13 protein-coding genes and 3 pseudogenes are annotated in these 15,523 nt (G+C 70.9%); 10 read left to right on the forward strand and 6 right to left on the reverse strand.

What is annotated here, in order from left to right; translation table 11 throughout:
- Positions 1 to 74: 74 nt before the first annotated feature.
- A pseudogene (locus tag ABT034_RS33260) lies at positions 75 to 509 on the forward strand (DUF4394 domain-containing protein); the annotation flags it as partial.
- 91 nt (positions 510 to 600) lie between these two features.
- On the opposite strand, the gene ABT034_RS33265 reads toward ABT034_RS33260, so the two are convergent.
- The 4 genes from ABT034_RS33265 to ABT034_RS33280 all read right to left on the reverse strand — a co-directional run bounded on the left by ABT034_RS33265 (position 601) and on the right by ABT034_RS33280 (position 5,628).
- Positions 601 to 1,251 carry a fasciclin domain-containing protein gene (locus ABT034_RS33265; protein WP_351220824.1) on the reverse strand — a complete coding sequence of 217 codons (651 nt, stop codon included), beginning with the start codon at positions 1,249 to 1,251 and terminating at the stop codon, positions 601 to 603.
- An 84-nt stretch (positions 1,252 to 1,335) separates the two neighbouring features.
- Complete coding sequence (locus ABT034_RS33270; RefSeq protein WP_351220825.1) at positions 1,336 to 2,922, reverse strand: molybdopterin-dependent oxidoreductase; 1,587 nt, start codon at positions 2,920 to 2,922, stop codon at positions 1,336 to 1,338.
- A 66-nt stretch (positions 2,923 to 2,988) separates the two neighbouring features.
- Positions 2,989 to 5,079, reverse strand: a complete 2,091-nt coding sequence (locus ABT034_RS33275) for an MMPL family transporter (protein WP_351220826.1) — start codon at positions 5,077 to 5,079, stop codon at positions 2,989 to 2,991.
- Between the two features lie 309 nt (positions 5,080 to 5,388).
- Positions 5,389 to 5,628, reverse strand: coding sequence for a chaplin (locus ABT034_RS33280; RefSeq protein WP_351220827.1), 240 nt, complete (start codon positions 5,626 to 5,628; stop codon positions 5,389 to 5,391).
- Between the two features lie 359 nt (positions 5,629 to 5,987).
- Here ABT034_RS33280 and sigK point away from each other — a divergent pair, with 359 nt between their 5' ends.
- The 8 genes from sigK to ABT034_RS33320 all read left to right on the forward strand — a co-directional run bounded on the left by sigK (position 5,988) and on the right by ABT034_RS33320 (position 14,141).
- Positions 5,988 to 6,575: an ECF RNA polymerase sigma factor SigK gene (sigK, locus tag ABT034_RS33285; protein WP_351220828.1), complete on the forward strand. Its 588-nt coding sequence runs from the start codon at positions 5,988 to 5,990 to the stop codon at positions 6,573 to 6,575.
- Positions 6,572 to 7,321 carry an anti-sigma factor gene (locus tag ABT034_RS33290; RefSeq protein WP_351220829.1) on the forward strand — a complete coding sequence of 250 codons (750 nt, stop codon included), beginning with the start codon at positions 6,572 to 6,574 and terminating at the stop codon, positions 7,319 to 7,321. The genes sigK and ABT034_RS33290 overlap by 4 nt, the downstream gene beginning before the upstream one ends.
- A gap of 644 nt (positions 7,322 to 7,965) precedes the next feature.
- The gene (locus ABT034_RS33295; RefSeq protein ID WP_351220830.1) at positions 7,966 to 9,225 is read left to right on the forward strand and encodes an NAD(P)/FAD-dependent oxidoreductase; all 1,260 of its coding nucleotides are present in this window, start codon (positions 7,966 to 7,968) and stop codon (positions 9,223 to 9,225) included.
- Positions 9,219 to 9,968: a DUF1365 domain-containing protein gene (locus tag ABT034_RS33300; RefSeq protein WP_502973106.1), complete on the forward strand. Its 750-nt coding sequence runs from the start codon at positions 9,219 to 9,221 to the stop codon at positions 9,966 to 9,968. The genes ABT034_RS33295 and ABT034_RS33300 overlap by 7 nt, the downstream gene beginning before the upstream one ends.
- A complete protein-coding gene (locus ABT034_RS33305; RefSeq protein WP_502973105.1) occupies positions 9,965 to 11,299 on the forward strand; it encodes a class I SAM-dependent methyltransferase in 1,335 nt (444 codons plus the stop codon). The genes ABT034_RS33300 and ABT034_RS33305 overlap by 4 nt, the downstream gene beginning before the upstream one ends.
- Complete coding sequence (locus ABT034_RS33310) at positions 11,296 to 12,582, forward strand: class I SAM-dependent methyltransferase (RefSeq protein ID WP_351220832.1); 1,287 nt, start codon at positions 11,296 to 11,298, stop codon at positions 12,580 to 12,582. The genes ABT034_RS33305 and ABT034_RS33310 overlap by 4 nt, the downstream gene beginning before the upstream one ends.
- Positions 12,579 to 13,406 carry a DUF1295 domain-containing protein gene (locus ABT034_RS33315; protein ID WP_351220833.1) on the forward strand — a complete coding sequence of 276 codons (828 nt, stop codon included), beginning with the start codon at positions 12,579 to 12,581 and terminating at the stop codon, positions 13,404 to 13,406. The genes ABT034_RS33310 and ABT034_RS33315 overlap by 4 nt, the downstream gene beginning before the upstream one ends.
- Before the next feature lie 48 nt (positions 13,407 to 13,454).
- Entirely contained in the window at positions 13,455 to 14,141 is a 687-nt protein-coding gene (locus ABT034_RS33320; RefSeq protein WP_502973107.1) for an alpha/beta fold hydrolase, read from the forward strand.
- Positions 14,142 to 14,259: 118 nt separating this feature from the next.
- Here ABT034_RS33320 and ABT034_RS33325 read toward each other — a convergent pair.
- A pseudogene (locus tag ABT034_RS33325) lies at positions 14,260 to 14,570 on the reverse strand (transposase); the annotation flags it as partial.
- Positions 14,570 to 14,848 (reverse strand): annotated as a pseudogene (locus tag ABT034_RS33330) (transposase family protein); the annotation flags it as partial. The pseudogenes ABT034_RS33325 and ABT034_RS33330, both read right to left, overlap by 1 nt.
- A 166-nt stretch (positions 14,849 to 15,014) precedes the next feature.
- Between ABT034_RS33330 and ABT034_RS33335 the strand changes: the two are divergent.
- On the forward strand, positions 15,015 to 15,523 hold a 509-nt coding region (locus ABT034_RS33335), incomplete at its 3' end, for a helix-turn-helix domain-containing protein (RefSeq protein WP_351220835.1).

Raw genomic sequence — 15,523 nt, forward strand, 5'->3', positions numbered from 1 at the left:
CCCTGCCATACGACGGCGGCGGCGAGAGCCGGTCCTCCTGGTGCGAGACGGCGACCAAGCGGTGGGCTTCAAGCCGTCGCAACATCGACGACGCATCCGCACCCCTGTCGACGACCGTGGACGGCACGCTCACCAATCCGACCACCCCACCGTCGACCGCCAAGGGCGTCACCGGCGCCGCCTACACCAACAACGACCTGAACGCCGCAACGGCGACGACCCTGTTCGACCTGGACACGATGGCCGACGGGATCTCCCTCCAGTCGCCGGCCAACGCGGGCACCCTCGCCCCCACCAGCAACCTCGGCGTGAACATGAGCCTGGACGCCGGCTTCGACATCTACACCCGGCCGGACACCGGCAGGAACCACGGCTTCGCGGCCATCGACGGGGGCAACGGCTACCGCCTGTACAGCGTCGACGTCCTCTCCGGGAAGGCTACCGACAAGGGCGCCTTCCCGAAGAGGCACCAGGTCACCGACCTGGCCCTGCCCATCGACCAGAAGTGAGCAGAGCCGGTGGTCCTGCACCCCTCGCGGTGAGGGATGCCGGACCACCGGCCGCTGAGCGTTCGGGAGAGCGCCGATATGCGCTCGCCGGCTACTTGGGCATGAGGACGGTGTCGACGATGTAGACGTTGGCGTTGGCGGTCTTGACGTTGCCGCAGACGACCTTGGAGGTGTCGTTGACGGTGTACGCCTCGCCGGAGCCGGCGGTGGTGATCATGCCCTTCTGGAGGGTCTCGAAGGAGCCGTTCTCCAGCTGCTTCGGGGCCAGCTTCTCGCCGACGACGTGGTACGTGAGGATCTTGGTGAGCGTGGCCTTGTCGGCGAGGACCTTGTCCAGGTCGGCCTTCGGGATCTTGGCGAAGGCGTCGTTGGTCGGCGCGAAGACCGTGATGTTCTCGGCGTTGTTGAGGGTGTCGACCAGGCCGGCCTTCTTCACGGCGGTGACCAGGGTGGACAGGGCCGGGTTGTTCGAGGCCGCAGTGGCGACCGGGTCCTTGGCCATACCGTCGAACGAACCGGCACCGTCCTTCGGCACACCGGCACACGCCGGGCCGAAGGGTTGGTCCATGGCCGTCGCGTCCTCGCTGGGGGCCTCGCTCGCCGTGGTCGGAGCGGCGGGGGCCGTGGTGGGCGCGGCCGCGTCGGTGCCGCTGTCGGAGTCCGAGCAGGCCGCGAGCGAGAAGGGGAGGACGGCAGCGGCGGCGACGGCGATCGCGCCACGGCGAATGCGCAGGGTGTTCATCTCTGTTGCTCCTATGGAGAGTCGGTGCTGTGAATCGGAACTGCGTGGTGGTGTTTCTCCGGACCTGGGGTGAGGGCCGGTGGTCTAGGTGACGGTGACGAAGACGCTGTGCCAGCCGCTCGCCCCGTCGGGGATGGTCCGCGCCCGCTGCTCGGTCTGGACCTGGCCGGTGCCGTCGGTGGCGCGGACGGTGAGGGTGTGTCCGCCGGGGGTGGCCTGCCAGCGGTAGGACCACTGGCGCCAGGTGTCGACGGTGTCCTGGACCGCGAGGTCGGCGTCCTGCCAGGGGCCGTCGTCGACGCGCACCTGGACGCGGGTGATGCCCCGGCGCTGGGCCCAGGCGACACCGGCGACCGTGACGGTCCCGGCGGTGGGCCGGGCGAAGGGCTTGGGTGTGTCGATGCGCGCCTGGGTCTTGATCGGGGCCTTGCGGGCCCACTTCCGCTTCACCCAGTAGGGGTCGTAGGTGTCGAAGGTGGTGAGCTCGATGTCCTCGATCCACTTGCAGGCGGAGACGTATCCGTAGAGACCGGGGACGAGCATCCGGACGGGGAAGCCGTGGTCGAAGGGGAGGGGTTCGCCGTTCATGCCGAGGGCGAGCATCGCGTCCCGTCCGTCCATGACGTCCTCGACCGGCGAGCCGAGCGTCATGCCGTCCACGGAACGCGCCACCAGCTGGTCGGCCTTGCCGCCCCGGGAGGGAGGCAGCACTCCGCACTCGGTGAGCAGGTCGGCCAGGCGTACGCCGAGCCAGCGGGCGTTGCCGACGTAGGGCCCGCCGACCTCGTTCGAGACGCAGGTCAGCGTGATGTCCCGTTCGATCAGCGGGCGGGCGAGGAGGTCGTCGAGCGTGTACGTGCGCGGGCGGGTGACGCCCTTGCCGTGAATTCGCAGCCGCCAGGTGCCGGCATCGATCTTGGGCACGACGAGGGCGGTGTCGACGCGGTAGAAGTCCCGGTTCGGGGTGGTGAACGCGCTGACCCCGGGCACCTTGAGTTGCGCTCCGGCCGGGACGGGGGGTGCCAGTGATGCGGGTGAGGGCAGGACAAGGTTGTTGCGGGAGGTGACCGCTCCCTGTCCGCGCTGCTGCGACAGTACCCGTCCCAGTACCCCCGCTCCGGTGGCGGCGGCGGCGGTCACGGCCGCGGTGGTCAGGAACCCCCGCCGGCTCCACCCGCCCCCGGTGCCCTCGTCACCGGTCGGAGAGCCGACGGGGGTGACTTTGCCCGCCAGGACGTACAGCACGGCGGCTCCCGCCACCGCGCCGACCACGGAGGGCAGTACGTCTCCGACACCCGCGGTGTCCGGCCTGCTCAGGGCGGCGGCCGCGCCGACGACCCCGAAGAGCAGGACTCCGGCCGCTCCCACACGCCTATGCCGGAGCGCCAGAACGCCCAGGGCGATCGCGAACAGGCTGAGCAGGACCAGGATGCCCAGCTGCAGGACGACCTTGTCGTTCTCCCCGAACGTCCGGATCGCGAAGTCTTTCACCGGCGCGGGGGTCCGGTCGATGACCGCGCCGCCCACCACCGTCACCGGCCCGGCCTCGGGCCTGACCAGAGCGGCGGTCAGCTCGGCCACGGCGAGCGCGGTGAACCCGGCCAGCAGGCCGGCCAGTGCCCCGAGAGAGAACCGGCTGAGGGTGGTGCGGAAGGTGCTCACGGGGGGCATTCGGCGGCACCCGCCCGGCGGATTGGTCTGTCACCCGAAAGATTCGCGAAGGATGTTGAGGGATGTTCAGATCTCGCGCGCCGGGCCCGCCTGAGCGCCGACTTCAGCAGGGGCATCCCGGCCGGGTGGGGCGAAAGGATGAGGAGCAGTGGGTTCCTTGGGCATGTCGGCGGGCCACCAGGCCCTGTGCCCGAGGTCGAGGATGAGGGCCGGGACGAGGAAGAGGCGTACCAGGAGCGTGTCGATCAGTACGCCGATGGCGACGATGCAGCCGATCTGGGCGAGGTAGAGCAGCGGCATCACGGTCAGGGCGGCGAAGGTCGCGGCCAGGATGAGGCCGGCCGCGCTGATCACACCGCCCGTGCTGACGAGGCCGTGACGTACCCCGAGCACGGTGCCTGCCTTGAGTGCTTCGTGGCGCACGCGGTGGACGAGGAAGATGTTGTAGTCCACGCCGAGGGCGACGAGGAAGATGAAGGAGAACAGCACCACAGCGGGTTCGGTCGCCGCCGTACCGCCGACGAGGTGGAAGGCGAGGGCGGAGAGCCCGAACGCGGTGAGCAGACTCACTCCCGCGGCCGCGACGAGCAGCAACGGCAGCAGCAGGCAGCGCAGCAGGGCGATGAGGATCACCAGGACCACGACGAGCACCACGGGCATGACCAGCCGTTGGTCCCGCAGGGCCGTCCGCTGAACGTCGTACAGTTGCGCGGCCTGACCACCGATCAGGGCCCCGGTGTCGTCGAGTGAGACGCGGAGACGTTCGACGACGTGCCTTGCCTCCTCACTGTCAGCGGCGGTCGTGAGCGTCGCGAGGATCTGGGTCCGACCGCCTGCCGGTGTACCGTCCGGGGCCGTGACGACTTCGACGGCGGCGACGCCCGGCGTGCTGACGGTGACGGCGCGTACCTCGGCTGTCCGCGGGGAGGGGGTGACGATCACCATGGGGCTTCCTGTGCCGGCCGGGAAGTGCCGGGCCAGGGTCGTCTGCCCGTCGGTGGAGGGTGAGGCGGCGGGAAGGGCCTCGTGCAGAGGGACACCGCGCTGGGAGAGCAGCGGGGTGAAAGCCGCCCCCGCGAGCAGCAGGGCGAGGCAGGCGAGCCAGAGTCGGCGCGGTCGGCGCTCGGTCGCGCGCGCCAGCCGGAACCAGCCGTCCGTCGCCGCGAAGCGCCCCGGGCGGGGCCAGAACACGGCGGGCCCGCACAGCAGGAGGACGGCGGGGAGGAAGGTCAGGGACACCGCCGCGCAGCAGGCCATGGCGATGGCTACCGCCGGTCCGAGGAGCTGATGGGACGGCAGAGTGCCCAGCGTCAGCGTCATCATGGCGCAGGCCACCGTCGCGGCGCTGGCCAGCACGGGCGCCGCCGTCGCCCTGCAAGCCGCGACCACAGCCTCCTGCGTGTGGCCCGGCCGGGCGAGCTCCTCCTTGTAGCGGGCTGCGAGGAGAAGTGCGTAGTCGGTGCTCGCCCCGATGACCAGGACGAACACGATGCCTTGGACCTGCCCGTCGAGCACCAGCCAGCCGGCCCGGGCGCACGCGTACAGCAGGGCGGACGTCGTGGCCAGGGCCAGCAGGGCACCAGCGATGACCAGCAGCGGCATGAACACGCTGCGGTAGACGAGCAGCAGGATCAGCAGTACGACGATGAGTGTCACGGCTAGCAAGGTGCCGTCAGTGTGGGCGAAGGCGTTGTCCAGGTCGGCCTGTGCGGCAGCCGGACCCGCCAATCGGACGTCGGTGGCCGGTACCGCGCGTGCCGCTGTCCTGATGTCCGCGAGCTGGGCGGGCAGGTCGTCCGGTCCGGCGGCGACCACGGCGGTCATCGCCATCCCGTCCCGGGCGAGAGCCGGCTCCGCGTCCGGACGCGATCCGGTGATGCTCGCGACGATCGAGCGCGCTGCGGCCTGCTGGGCCGCGGAGATCCGGCCGTTCACTGCCGAGCCGGTCCACACCACGGCCAGCGGCAGGGCCTCGACCGAGCCGCCGGGGTCGAGCAGTGCGGCCACTTGCGCGGACTCCGCATCGGACGGTAGCGCCGCCGCCTGGTCGGTCTGCGTCACCTCGCCGAGGCGCCCCGTGTAGGGGCCGGCGACGCCAGCGAGTGCCAGGCACAACAGGAGTGTGAGCAGAGCGCCTGAGCGGTTGAGCCAACGCATGAGTAGTCCCTCTTCCGTGCGACGGTCCGGCCCGGGTCTCACTTGGGTCGGACCGTCGTCCTCGGTTACGCGTCCTCTTCGGGCCGCCTCGTCCCGTGCGGACCAGCAGGCCGCCGGCGTGACCTGAAGCAAGCGGAAGCGGAACTGCGGGCGGCTGTGTCGACAGCCGCCCGCAGCTGATCCGCTCGGAATCGCGATTCCGCGGGCACGAGGCGCGGGATGCGCCTCCTGGCCGCGACCCCGGACAGGTCACCGGTCCGCGCCACCCCGGACACGGCACTGGACCGGAACCTGACAGGCTCGTCGAGATCAGGCGTTGACGCAGGTGTTGCCGAAGGCCGGGTTCAGCAGTCCGATGACGCTCACCGTGTTCCCGCAGGCGTTGACCGGGACGTGGACCGGGATCTGGATCAGGTTGCCGGAGCCGACACCGGGCGAGTAGGCGGCGACGCCCTGCGCCCCCGTGTCGGCCGCGGCCAGCGACGCTCCGCCGACGACCACGGCACCGGCCGCCGCCGCTACCGCCAGGCTTTTGCGGATACCAACCATTGCACTGCCTCCCAAGGAAAGGGTTCGTGCCGGCCGCACGGAGATCCCGCACGGCCGGTCAGAAACCGGCGAACGCTCCCGGCTCTCACCCGCTTCTTCGGTGCCCCCTCGCCGTCGGCTGGGTCAGGAGCAGCCGGTTCACCCGCACGGGCGAACCGGCTGCTGCCGCAGTGACGAAACGCCCTCCCATCCGCACATCCATCCGCTACGAAGACTGTTCAAAGACCCTGCGCTCCATGGCCCGGCTGCCGGTGTGACAGCCGGTCCCTCCCACGACCAAGGACACCTATGCGATGGACACACACGCCCCAGCAGGCCCCCGGCCACTTCGTCTGGTCGCCACAGCCGGAGCCCGGCCGGTGAACCAGCCGCTCCCCTTCGGCCCCCCGGGCCAGACCGGGCGCAGTGATCTCACCCAGGTCATGCAGAAGGTCGTCCGTGGTGACAAGCAGGCCTTCTCCACCCTCTACGACGCTCTCGCACCCCTGGTGTTCGGGATCACGATCAAGGTCGTTCGCGACCGGGCCCAGTCCGAGGAGGTCACCCAGGAGGTCATGATCGACCTGTGGCGGCAGGCCGCCCGCTACCGCCCCGAAGCCGGCAGCGTCACCACCTGGGCCGCGACGATCGCCCACCGGCGGGCCGTGGACCGGGTCCGCTCCGCCCAGGCCTCGGCCGACCGTGAACAGGCCCAGGCCGCTCGCGACCACTCCCCCGCGTACGACGAGGTCGCCGAACAGGTGCAGACCCGCCTGGAGAGCGAGCAGGTCCGCCGCTGCCTGCGCGGTCTGACCGAACTGCAGCGTCAAGCGGTGACCCTGGCCTACTACCAGGGCCTGACCTACCGTGAGGTCGCAGAATCCCTGCGCGCTCCTCTTCCCACCATCAAGACACGCATGCGCGACGGGCTGATCCGGCTCCGCGACTGCATGGGGGTGACCACGTGAAACAACACCAGTTCGACATCCACACCTTCGCAGCCGCCTACGCCCTCAACGCCCTTGACCGGGCCGAGCGGGAGACATTCGACGACCACCTTCAGCACTGTGACGACTGCCGGAACGAAGTGGCGGAGTTCGAGGCGACCGCCGCACGTTTGGCCTCCGCGGTGGCCCAGGAACCGCCGGCCTCCATGAAGCAGCGGACGATGTCCGCCATCGACGGGGTACGCCAACTGCCACCCCGCGTCCCCGTCACCGTGACGACGAGCCTCGCCGGAAGGCTGCGCCGCAAGGCCGTACCCCTCGCGCTTGCCGCCAGCCTGGCCTCGGCCGCATCGTTCGGCAGCCTCGCCGTCTGGCAGCACCAGCAAAGCGCGGACTCCCAGCAGCAGGCCCGCCAGGTCCAGCAGCAGCTCGACGCCGTCAGCACCGTGCTGGCCGCTCCGGACTCCCGCACCGCGCACGGGCGGGCCACCAACGGCGCCCTGACGACCGTCGTCACCTCCGACCGTGAGAACAAGGCCGTCTTCACCGCGACCGGCTTGCCCGCCCCGGCGCCGGGCAAGACGTACCAGCTGTGGCTGGCCCACGAGGGCACGATGCGCCCGGCCGGTTTCATCCACACGGACGGCACCATTCTCCTCGCCGGCAATCCCTCCGCCGCCACGGCGGTCGGCCTCACCCTCGAACCCAGCGAAGGGTCCGCACAACCCACCTCCGCCCCCCTGCTCCTGATGAACCTGCCCGCCTGACCACACACCCCTGCTGAACCCTGCATGCGGCAGCGTGCCCCACAAAGGTTCCATGGCGCCGGCCCCAGGATCGGATAGCTCGTCCGCGATTTCCGTCTGACCGAAGGGCGGCTGGCAGGCGGAACATTTCACTACGGTGACCCCACCCGTCACCGCGTCGAGGCGCGCCCGTGGTCCCCGCCTGCCAGCCGGGCGACGAATCCTCTGAGGGTCCCGCTCAGCTGTGGTCCTGCTCCGACGGCCTCGAACCGGTGCAGCTCGCCGGGCAGCGAGGTGGGCCCTCAATTCTCAGATCCTGGAAAGCCACGAGCGGTTCGCTCAGGCGAGAAGCCTGTGGATGCAACTCCTTTCCGTGTCCGAGGAAATGGCGGCGAGGGCCGTCGGTGCCGACGCACGCGTGATCGGGCTGCGGCAATTCGGTGTTCGCCATCGCCTCACCGGACGTCGGCGCTGCCGGGCACGTCACCGCCGGAGAGCGACGTTCCCCCGACCCGCACTCAGGCGTTCTGCTCGTCCCCAACGCCAGCTGACCTCGCACGGCGAGTGACCTCACGTCCCTCCGCGCCAATCCGCCCGGCCCTCGGCTGCGAAGTACGGGTGAAACAGCCGCGCCCAGCGGCGTGTCGAGTGGCGGGAGTGGCGTGGTGGAACACCGCAAGGTGGCTGTGGTGGGGGCCGGCGTGGCGGGCCTGACGGCGGCCTATGTCCTGGCGTCCTCGTGCGAGGTCACCCTGTACGAGTCGGACGGGCGCCTGGGAGGCCACGCCCACACCCATGAACTCGCGGGCTCGGGAGGGCGGACGGTTGCGGTGGACTCGGGGTTCATCGTGCACAACGAGCGCACCTACCCCACGCTGCTGCGTCTGTTCCGCGAGCTCGGCATCACCACGCAGGACGCCGAGATGAGCATGTCGGTGCGGTGCGACGGCTGCGGGCTGGAGTACGCGGGCGCGCGAGGCCCCGCGGGCCTGTTCACCGGGCGGTCCGCTCTGCGACCCCGCTTTCTGCGGCTGCTGGCCGAGGTGCCGGTCTTCCACCGCGGAGCGCGACGCCTCCTGGCCGAGCGGCCGTCCTCCTCCGTCACCCTGGGTGAGTTCCTGCGGCGGGGCGGGTTCTCGCCCTACTTCGTCAGCCACTTCGCCCTCCCCCTGGTGTCCGCGGTGTGGTCCTGCCCGGCACGGATCGCCCTGTCGTATCCGGCCAACTATCTGTTCACCTTCCTGAACCACCACGGCCTGCTCTCAATCACAGGCTCCCCTCAGTGGAAGACCGTGGCGGGAGGGTCGGGCGCGTACGTCTCCGCCGCTGTCAAACGGTTGCAGCGGGTCCATACCTCCAGCCCGGTCGACGCCGTCCAGCGCACCGAACGAGGCGCGCTCGTCAGCACCGCCGACGGCGACAGCAACTCCTACGACGCCGTAGTGATCGCTACGCATCCCGATCAGGCGCTGCGCCTGCTCGCCAACCCCACTGCCGATGAGAAACGGCTCCTGGGTGCCTTCACTTATTCGCGGAACCCCACCCTGCTGCATACCGACACCAGCGTCCTGCCCCGCTCGCCGAGGGCGCGGGCCAGCTGGAACTACCACCTGACCGGCTGCGACCCCACGGCGGAACCCGCCCGGGTCAGCTACGACATGCGGCGCCTGCAGCGTCTGCCCGAGGCAGCCGGCTACGTCGTGTCTCTGGGCGGCGAGGACCGCATCGCCCCGGACCGGGTCGTGGAGCGGATGGTCTACGAGCACCCGGTCTACACCCCCGCTTCAGTCGCTGCCCAGAAGGAACTGCCCCGTCTGAACACCGGCGTGACCGCGTTCGCCGGGGCCTGGCACGGATGGGGTTTCCACGAGGACGGCTGCCGCTCCGGCGTAGCCGCCGCCCAGTCGCTGGGGGTGCGCTGGTGACCGTCACCGGGGACCCCGCCGCAGCGCTGTACGAGTGCGTCGTCGCCCACGTCCGCACAGCGCCCCTCCGCCACACGTTCCGGCACCGCACCTACATGTGGTGCGTCGACCTCGACCGAATGCCGGAGCTGCCCTTCCTCCTGCGCCCCCTCGCCCGGTTCGATCAGCGCGACCACTTCACGGGGAGCGCGGTGTCCATCCGAGCCGGCCTGGAGGCGTTCCTCGCGGCCCACGGCGTCGACCTCGGCGACGGGCGGGTGGTGATGCTCGCGCACGCCCGTGTGCTCGGCTACGTCTTCAACCCGCTCAGCGTGTACTGGTGCCACGACGCCTCCGGGGCCCTGGTCTGCGTGGTGGCGGAGGTCCACAACACTTATGGGCAGCGGCACTGCTACCTGCTGCGCACCGACGACACGGGACACGCGCGCGTGGACAAGGAGTTCTACGTCTCGCCGTTCTTCCCGGTCGCCGGCCAGTACCGGATGAGGCTGCCCCTGCCCGGCGAGCGCCTCGGCCTGACGGTGCACCTCGAACTCGACGACGGCCGGCCCTTCACGGCGACTGTCCGGGGCCGCCGTCGCCCCGCGACAGCCAAGGCCCTCCTGGCCGCCGCCGCGCGCAGGCCGTGGTCGACCGCCGCCGTCTGGGCCGGCATCCGCCGCCACGGCATCCACCTGTTCCTGCGCGGCCTGCCCGTACACCCCCGACCTCACCACACCCCCCAGAAAGGCATGGTTCCGTGACCCGCCCCACCACCGCACCCCGCCACGTGCCGCCCACGGCAGAGCGCTACTCCGTGGTCGCTCAGCGGACGTACGCGGCGTCTCCGCCTGGTCTGCCGTACAGCCGCCATGAGGTGGACGCCGTGCTCTGGCCGGACGTGGCCGGGCTGCCGTCGGCGCGGCCGGGCCACACCGCCGTCGCCCGATTCCTCGTGGGCCGCGCCCTGCGCAAACTGTCCCTGGTCGATCCCGCCGGAGACGGGCGCCCCGACGCCGGTGGCGCGCCGACAATGACCCTGCACGATCCTGACGCCTTCTACCGCAGGATCGCCCGCGACGGTCTCATCGGTTTCGGCGAGTCCTACATGGCCGGCGAGTGGGACAGCAACGACCTGCCGGGCGTACTGACTGTGCTCGCCGCCCACGCCGAGGACCTCGTACCGGCCCCGCTGCGCAGGCTCCGCCCCCTGTGGGCGCACGCCCGCCCCGGCAGCGACCGCAACACCCCGCTCGGCGCCCGACGGAACATCCACCGGCACTACGACCTGTCCAACGACCTGTTCGCCGCGTTCCTGGACCCCACCCTCACCTACTCGTCCGCGGTCTTCACCGCCTTCCCGGCCCGCTTCGAGTCCCTCGCGTCCGCCCAGCACCGCAAGATCGACCGCCTCCTGGACCTCGCCCAGGTCCACGACGGCACACGACTCCTGGAGATCGGCACCGGCTGGGGCGAGCTGGCCCTGCGTGCCGCCGGCCGCGGCGCCCACGTCACCACCCTGACCCTCTCCACCGAGCAGGCCGAACTCGCTCGTACGAGGATCCGATCCGCCGGCCTCGACGACCGTGTCGAGGTGCAGGTGCGCGACTACCGGAACATCGAAGGCCGTTACGACGCCGTCGTCAGCGTGGAGATGATCGAGGCGGTCGGCGCCGAGTACTGGCCCTCCTACTTCGCCGCGCTGCGAGGCGCGCTCGCGCCCGGAGGCAGGATCGCCCTGCAGGCCATCACCATGGGCCACCAGCAGATGCTCGACACCGCCGCCACCCACACCTGGATCAGCAAGTACGTCTTCCCCGGCGGGCTGATCCCCTCCCGCGAGGCCATCGCCGAACACTCCGGCGCGGCCGGACTGCGCACCGTCGCGGACAACGGATACGGCGACCACTACGCGGAAACCCTGCGCCTCTGGCGGGAACGGTTCACCGCACAGCAAGAAACCGTGACGAACCTCGGCTTCGACGCCGTCTTCCATCGCATGTGGGAGCTCTACCTCGCCTACTCCGAAGCCGGCTTCCGCTCCCGCTACCTCGACGTCCGCCAGATCCTCCTCACCGAAGGGACCCCCCGATGAGGCCCGCCGCCGACCGTCTCGCCGACCTCCTGAACCTCTTCACCACCGGCCCGCTCCCCGTACGCCTGCGGGCCTGGGACGGCAGCGAAGCCGGCCCCGCCGCCGCTCCCCTCGTGGTGCTCCGTTCGCCCGGGGCTCTGCGCCGCCTGCTGTGGCAGCCGAACGAACTCGGCCTGGCGGAGTCGTACATCACCGGTGATCTCGACGTCGAGGGCGATCTCGCCACAGCGCTATCCCGGGCGGGCCGGGCCGTCCGCGACCAGGGCCTGACCCGACCGGGGCCCGCCGCACTGGCAGCCGCCGTCGGCCTCGCCGCGGGGCTGGGCGCGGCCGGGCCGCCTCCCCGCCGACCCGACGGACGGGCCCGGCTGAGCGGTCGCCTGCACAGTTCTTCCCGGGACCGGGCCGCGATCAGCCATCACTACGACGTGTCCAACGACTTCTACGCGCTGCTGCTCGACGAGTCGATGGCGTACTCCTGCGCCTACTGGACGCGCCCGGCTGACTCCACGTACGGCCTAGCCGACGCCCAGCAGGACAAGCTGGAGCTGATCTGCCGCAAACTGGGACTGCGCCCCGGCGACCGGCTCCTCGATGTCGGCTGCGGCTGGGGATCCCTGGCCATGCACGCCGCCCGACACCACAAGGTGCGGGTCACGGCGGTCACCCTGTCGCGGGAGCAGCGCGACTTCGTCGCCGCCAGGGCCGCGCGCGAGGGCGTGGCCGACCTGGTGGAGGTCCAGCTGCGTCACTGGCGCCACATCGACGGCGGCGGATACGACGCGGCCACCGCCATCGAGATGGGCGAACACGTCGGCGACAGCGAGTACCCCGCCTTCGCCGCCCTGCTGCACGACGCACTGCGTCCCGAAGGCCGGCTGCTCATCCAGCAGATGTCGCGCGGCGCCGACGCACCCGGCGGCGGCGCGTTCATCGAGACGTACATCGCGCCCGACATGCACATGCGGCCCGTCGGACAGACCACGGACCTGCTGGAGGCGGCCGGACTCGAAGTCCGCTTCGTGGAGTCCCTGCGCGAGCATTACGCGGTCACCATCGACGCCTGGCGCGCTCGCCTCGAAGACCACTGGCCCAAGGTCGAAGACCTCGTCGGAGAGATCACCGGCCGTGTCTGGCGCCTCTACCTGGCCGGCGCGTCCCTGGCCTTCGCCGAACGCCGCATGGGCGTCGACCAGATCCTCTCCGTCCGCCCCACCCGCGAGGGCGGCTCCGCCATGCCCCCGACCCCCGCCGGCTGGTACGCGACGGCGGAGCCGTCGTGAACGGCGCTGGCTGGGGTCCGCCGGCCTCCGACCTCGCGATCACCGCGGCCGTGGCCGCGGGGGTGCTGCTCGCCACGTTCGCCATCGCCGTACGACGGGATCTGCACCGGATCGTCGACATCGCCTGGGGCATCGCCTTCAGCGCGGTCGCCGCCGTCACCTACCTGCTCTCCGCCGGGGAAGGAAACGACGCCCGGCGCCTGCTGGTCGCCGTAGCGACCATCGTCTGGGGGCTGCGGTTGTCGGTCCACATCGCCCGTCGCTCCCGGGGCCACGGCGAAGACCCGCGTTACGCCGAGCTCCTCGGGAAGGGCCACGGAAACCGTACGTGGAACGCGCTGCGGACCGTCTACCTTCTCCAGGCCGCCTTGGTCTGGCTGATCTCCCTGCCCGTCCAGACGGCCTCCTACAGCACCGAGCCGCTGGGATGGCTCGACTTCGCGGGGCTGGCCGTCTGGGCGACGGGACTCGGTTTCGAGGCCGTGGGCGATCACCAGCTGGCCCGATTCAAGAGCGACCCGGCCAACCAGGGCCGCATCATGGACCGTGGGCTATGGGCGTGGACCCGGCACCCGAACTATTTCGGCGACAGCCTCGTCTGGTGGGGCCTGTTCCTCCTCGCCTGCACCAGCTGGCAGGCTTCCCTCATCAGCGCGGTCTCGCCGGTCGTCATGACGCTGTTGCTCACCGTCGGCAGCGGCAAACGTCTCCTCGAAAGACACATGGCCGACCGTCCCGGATATGCCGAGTACGCCGCACGCACCAGCGGCTTCCTGCCCATGCCGCCCCGCTGGCATCCCGCAGACTCGAAACCGAGGAGGTGAGCTGTGCCCTCGACACCACGCTTCCGCGACACGAGCACGGCTCCGGCGCTGGCTCCTGTCTTCGATCATCGCCCACTCCGACAGGCACAGGCAGCGGTCCTCGTCCTCCACGGCGGCCGCGCGGACGCCCTGGAAACACCCCCCTCTCTCAACCTGCCCGCCTTGCGGATGCGGCCCTTCGCGAGCGCCATCGCACGCGCCACTGCCCACGACGACGTCCTCGTCGCCCACGTCCGCTACCGGTACCGGGGCTGGAACGGCCACCACGCCCACCCCGTCGCGGACACCCACCGCGCACTCGCGGAACTCCGCGAGCTGACCGGCCCGGTCCCCGTCGTTCTCGTCGGCCATTCCATGGGCGCGCGAGCAGCCCTGCGTGCCGCCGCAGACCCCCACGTCACAGCAGTCGTCGCCCTCGCCCCCTGGTGCCCACCGGGAGAACCAACCGCCCACCTGAACGACCGCACCATCTGCGCACTCCACGACCAAGCAGACCGCATCACCTCTGCCCAGGACACCTGGTCCTACCTCACCCGCGCCCAATCCGCAGGGGCGCGGGTGACGGGCCTGCGCATGCCCCACGGCGGACACACCATGATCCGCCACGCCCGCCACTGGCACCGCGTCACCGCGGAGACCACCGCAGCCCTGCTGGGTCTCGCGCCGCTCCCCGGGCTGCTCGCGGACAGTTCAGCGTGGGCCGGCACCCCGACCGCGCTCAAGGCCACGCGTTAACGCCCACGCCCACAAGTTGGTCAGGAACCGCCTCAGGCCCCCGGATGTACGTCCCACCCCCGGCCCGGGTCTCACTTCTCGTACCGCACGCTGCTCGATGTTGCGATGGACGTCCGGCGGCCGAGAGGCTGACAACGAGGGGCAGCCCGTTCGCGTCCGACAGGACGTGCATCTTGGAACCCGCCTTGCCCCGGTCCACGGGGCTCGGACCGGTGAGATCGCCCCCTTTTTCGCCCTCACGTGGGCGGAGTCGAGGACGGCACGTGAGAGGTCGAGCAGGCCGGCGTCGTCGAGGCGGTGCAGGATCTCCTCATGCAGCTGGCCCCACACGCCCGCCCTGGACCAGATCAGGAACCGGCGATGGGCTGTCGACTCCGAAACCCCGAAGCACGGCGGGAGGGCCCACCAGGCGCACCCGCTGACCAGTACGCTTTGCGGAGGATTCGCCAGGACTTGAGTCGCGCGATGCTGCGTTCGACTGGTACTCGTGCCACTGACAGGGCTCGGTTGACCGTCTGCTGGGTTGTGGTGGGGTCCCGGTTCGGGAGCCGTCTGATGGGTGTGGTCACCCAGGGGCCGGCGCCGATGTAGGCGCGGTCGGCGAAAATCGGAACGCCCTGGCGTTCGCAGATCCGGATGATGCGGTGGGTGCGGGCCGCGGTCAGGTCATGGGTGCGGCCGGGCAGCGTGGGCGAGATCCACAGCAGAGGTGGCGATCCGGGCCACGCCACCAGGCGGGATGTCTTCCGGCCGTAGCGCGCCATCACAAGCATCCTGAATGATCATGCTTCTGGTCGGCTTCGTCCGCTCCGCATGCTCCCGAGGGCGTCATGCCGGACACTCCTGTATAAGGGTCGGCGTATAGGAGACGAAGTGATCCCCCGCGGCCGTCCCGTCCTCAAGGAACCCGACATCGCCGCCCGCGCCGGCGTCTCGCTCGCCACCTGGCGCCGCCGACACGCTGCGGCCTTCCGTGAACGCGTCCCCGACCTGCTTCCCGAAAGCCGGTACCTCCTCTACGACCTCGCCCAGACCGACGCCTACCTGGCCGGACAGCCGATCCCCCAGCTCCCCGCCGGCGACCACCCCGACGACCTCCTCACCGTCGACGACGCCGCAGCGATCCTCGGCATCAACACCAGCACCATCCGCGCCTACGCCACCCAGGGCCACCTCTCGCCCGGCGTCACCATCTACGGCGCACGCCTCTGGACCCGCCGCGAAGTCCTCGACCGCCGCGACAACGCCCCCGGCCGCGGCAAGGGCGGCGGCCGCCGCGCCGGCGAACCCCAAGGCCCCCGCAAACAGCACGCGTACGAAGGCGACCCCCGCCTCGACACCGCCCGCGAAGCACTCACCGCGGCCGACGGCGCGCCCAAGGG

It is taken from the genome of Streptomyces sp. NPDC002773 (genome assembly GCF_040295605.1).
In the GTDB taxonomy this organism is placed as follows: Bacteria; Actinomycetota; Actinomycetes; order Streptomycetales; family Streptomycetaceae; genus Streptomyces.

Excerpts from the sequence above, each read along its gene's own strand:
- ABT034_RS33265 (WP_351220824.1), bottom strand. The coding sequence starts at position 1,251 with ATGAACACCCTGCGCATTCGCCGTGGCGCGATCGCCGTCGCCGCCGCT.
- ABT034_RS33280 (WP_351220827.1), bottom strand. The coding sequence starts at position 5,628 with ATGGTTGGTATCCGCAAAAGCCTGGCGGTAGCGGCGGCGGCCGGTGCC.
- ABT034_RS33270 (WP_351220825.1), bottom strand. The coding sequence starts at position 2,922 with ATGCCCCCCGTGAGCACCTTCCGCACCACCCTCAGCCGGTTCTCTCTC.
- ABT034_RS33310 (WP_351220832.1), top strand. The coding sequence starts at position 11,296 with ATGAGGCCCGCCGCCGACCGTCTCGCCGACCTCCTGAACCTCTTCACC.
- ABT034_RS33275 (WP_351220826.1), bottom strand. The coding sequence starts at position 5,079 with ATGCGTTGGCTCAACCGCTCAGGCGCTCTGCTCACACTCCTGTTGTGC.